Annotated in this window: 3 protein-coding genes; all 3 read right to left on the bottom strand. The window is 61.5% G+C overall.

Going from position 1 to position 3446, the window contains the following annotated elements; genetic code table 11:
* The coding region (gene recC / locus AAC083_RS21965) for an exodeoxyribonuclease V subunit gamma (RefSeq protein ID WP_258224824.1) at positions 1 to 1889 on the bottom strand (1889 nt) is incomplete at its 3' end.
* Between the two features lie 231 nt (positions 1890 to 2120).
* A complete protein-coding gene (locus AAC083_RS21960; RefSeq protein ID WP_042039277.1) occupies positions 2121 to 2513 on the bottom strand; it encodes a DoxX family protein in 393 nt (130 codons plus the stop codon).
* A 40-nt stretch (positions 2514 to 2553) separates the two neighbouring features.
* Positions 2554 to 3240: a pirin family protein gene (locus AAC083_RS21955; RefSeq protein ID WP_108537702.1), complete on the bottom strand. Its 687-nt coding sequence runs from the start codon at positions 3238 to 3240 to the stop codon at positions 2554 to 2556.
* Between the last annotated feature and the right edge of the window lie 206 nt (positions 3241 to 3446).

Genomic DNA, 3446 nt, shown 5'->3' with positions numbered 1-3446 from the left:
GTGATGGGTTGATCGAAGCGGGCCTCGCCGAGCTGGGTCTGCCACTCGGCCAGCTGGCTGCGAATGAGCTGGAGCTGACGCTCTTCCTCCTCGTCGGCCAGATAGAAGCGCTCCAGCAGCGCCAGCAGGCAGGCGTTCCACTCGGCCAGCGGCTGCGCCTGTTGCAAGCGGGGCAGGAATTCGGCCAGCGAATCGACAAACCAGGCGAGCTTGCCGAGCGCCAGCCCCTGCTGACCTTCGATATCGGCGTAGGGCAAAATGCCCGCCACCGGCTCGCCATCCCCCATGGCAAAGCCGAGCAGCATGCGGCGCAGGCCGAACAGCCAGCTGTTGCCGGACATGGGTGGCAGATCGAACCGGACGGGGTAGCCGTCATCCAGCCCCCAGCGAATGCCGGTCTCCTGCACCCAGACCCGCAGCTGGTTGAACTCGTCGTCATCCAGTTCGAAGCGGCGCAGCACGGCGGGCACCTCGAGAATGGCGAGCAGCTCGCCCGCCCCGAAGCGGGCGTTGGGCAACCTGAGCAGGGCGAGGAAGCTTTGCAGCAGCGGGCTCTCCTGACTCGCCGCCCGATCCGATACCGCAAACGGGATCTGACCCCGCGCGCCACTCTTTTCTTTACCAAACACGGCCTGAATGTAGGGGCCGTAGCTGTTCACATCCGGCATCATCACCACCACATCTTTCGGGGTGAGGGTCGGGTCCTGCTCGAACAGCGCCAGCAGCCGGTCGTGCAGCACTTCAAGTTCCCGCATCGGGCCATGGCAGGCGTGGATCTGCAAGGATCCATCCGCCGGATCGATCGGGCTCTTGTGATGGCTGCTGTCGAGATCAAATTGGCCCTCGCCCCGTGAACCTAGCTCCAGCACATCCTTCTGAATGGCGCGCAGCAGGCTGACATTGCCCTTGGCGTCTACCTCGTCGATATCGACGAAAGCCTCGATTTGCGGCACCTCTAATTCCATCAGCTGATGCAGGTAGTCGCGCCCCAGCTTGCCCATGGAGGCGAGCAGCGGGTTGGCGGGCCCCTGCAACGTCTCGATATCGGTACCGGGCTTGAGCTTGTTTTCGAGCCGCGCCAGGGTTTTGCGATCGAGCAGATCCCCCCAGTAGTAGCGGCAGGGGTTGGTGACGAACAGATGCACCTCCACCTCAGGTCGGCTACCGAGGGCCAGCAGCGCCTCCACATAGCGCGGCGGCAACGCCGAGATGCCGAACACAAAGACCCGCTGCGGCAGCTTGCCCGGCAGATCCAAGGTACGTTGCAGCTCGTGGATAAACTCCTCGTAGAGGTTGGCTCTGTGGTAGCCGCTCGGGGAGAGCGCCAGGGTGCGGGCCACCAGCTCGCGCCACAGCTCCGGCTGCCAATCCTGACCGCTCACGTCGGCCAGTTCCAACCCCAATCCCTCCCCCTCTTCCCAGCGGGCGATCCAGTCCGACCGGTAGACCAGATACTGGTCAAACAGATCCGCCACCTTCTGGCAGAGCTGCCACAGCCGCACCTGCTCGGGATCCTTGGCAGGATCCGCGTCATCACCCCCGCCCAGATAGGCGGCCAGCGGGGCAAAGGCGGGCCTGTCCAGCAAGGCGGGCAGAATGGTCATCAGCTGCCAGCTCATGGATCCCTTGTTGTAGGGGCTTATGCGAGGCACATCCGCCAACACCCGGGTGAACATATCCCAGATGAAGCTGGCAGGCAGCGGAAAGTCGATATTGGCGGCGATGCCGAAGGCTTTGGCCAGCTCCAGCTTGAGCCACTGGGCCATGCCCGGACTCTGCACCAGGATCTGTTCCCGATCGAAAGGATGAGAAAGAGGAGCTTGCCGGATGCGGCTCACCAACAGCTCCTTGAGCAGATCCAGCTGATTGGAGTGGTAGAGGGTAAACATGGACGACTCCCGCCAATTCAAAAGAGGGGTGAGTGCGAGAAAAGGTGAGTTATTCCCGTCACTTCACACGAAATGGGATTGTCGGGGATCGGGGGGGAAGATGCAAAAGGCGCTTGTTGCCGCAGATCACGTCGCCATCATGCGGGGCGGGAGAGGGTCAATGGCGGACATAAAAAAGCCGGTGCTGCTGCACCGGCCAAAAAGCGTTGGAAAACTCCCGCTATCCGGGTATTACCAGTTCTTGCCGAGGCGGGCATCCAGACTGAAGGCCCCTGCACCGGCCGCCGCCAGGGCCAGGAAACCACCGGCCACGGAGACGTTCTTCATAAACATCAGCATCTGCATCTGATCCGCAGGCTGATAGTGGAAAATAAAGGAGGCCATCAGGGTGAACCCGGCCATCAGCACCGAGATGCTGCGGCTGAACAGACCCAGCATGATGGCAAGGCCACCACCCAGCTCCAGCAGGATCACCAGCGGCAGAATGAATCCGGGCACACCCATGGCTTCCATGTAACCCTGGGTACCGGCATAACCGCCGATCTTGGCCCAGCCAGCTTTTACGAACATCAGTGCCAGCAGTACGCGACCCACCAGCAGTGCCAAATCTTTCATCTTGTCCATTTCAAACTCCTCGTTTTATGTCAAATCACCGCTGACTGCTTCAGGGTAGGTCAAATAACAGGGCTTGGCTGGCACTCATTGCCACCAGATCCCAGTTGGGTTCATCACGACTGAGTACCCCGTCGCCGGGTCGGGCAGCCAGACCATTGGCGGTCAACTCCCCTGAAATCATCTGCAGATAACCGTGTCGGCCGGCCAGCGCCCAAGCGAGACTCTCACCGGGTTCAAGCTGCAGCCGCCATATGCGGGCCTGCTGGCGGATCCTGAAGGATCCCGCTTCGCCATCCGGGGACGCCACCAGCGTCAGACCGGGTCTGGCTTCAATCTTCTTCTGCTGATATCCGGGTGTCGTGCCGTGTTCATTCGGCTCGATCCAGATTTGCAACAGGGAGAGCGGCTCGGTCTGCGAGGGGTTGTACTCGCTGTGCCGGATGCCGGACCCTGCGCTCATCAGCTGGAAATCCCCTGCCGGGATCTGCTCGGCGTGGCCGAGGCTGTCCTTGTGCTCTATGGTGCCTTGCAGCACGCAGGTCAGGATCTCCATGTTGGCGTGAGGGTGAGTGGCGAATCCGCCACCCGGTGCAACCAGATCCTGATTGATGACCCGCAGCACCGAGTGTCCCATCCAGTCAGGGTCATAGTAGTGCCCGAAGGAGAAACTGTGGCGCGCATCCAGCCAGCCGAAATTGGCCTTGCCACGCGCTTCTGAGGCTCTCAATGTCATCATGGTGTGCTCCTCACGTTTCGAAACGGTTGATTAACGCTGTTTGCCGCTGCCGATGCCAAACGGGATGCGGTAGTCACTGCTCTGATCCCCGAGGCTGACAGTCAGCGTACCCTGAGTGCGGCTCGGAAGCTGCACCTGCTGGGTGCCAGTCAGGTTGGCGTGGACTGATGCCAGCACATCGCCAGACTCGTCACGCACTTCCAGCA

The organism is Aeromonas sp. HMWF014 (assembly GCF_963878295.1).
Lineage (GTDB): Bacteria > Pseudomonadota > Gammaproteobacteria > Enterobacterales > Aeromonadaceae > Aeromonas > Aeromonas popoffii.
The sequence above is the reverse complement of the archived record's forward strand: the minus strand, read 5'-3'. Positions and strand labels throughout refer to the sequence as shown.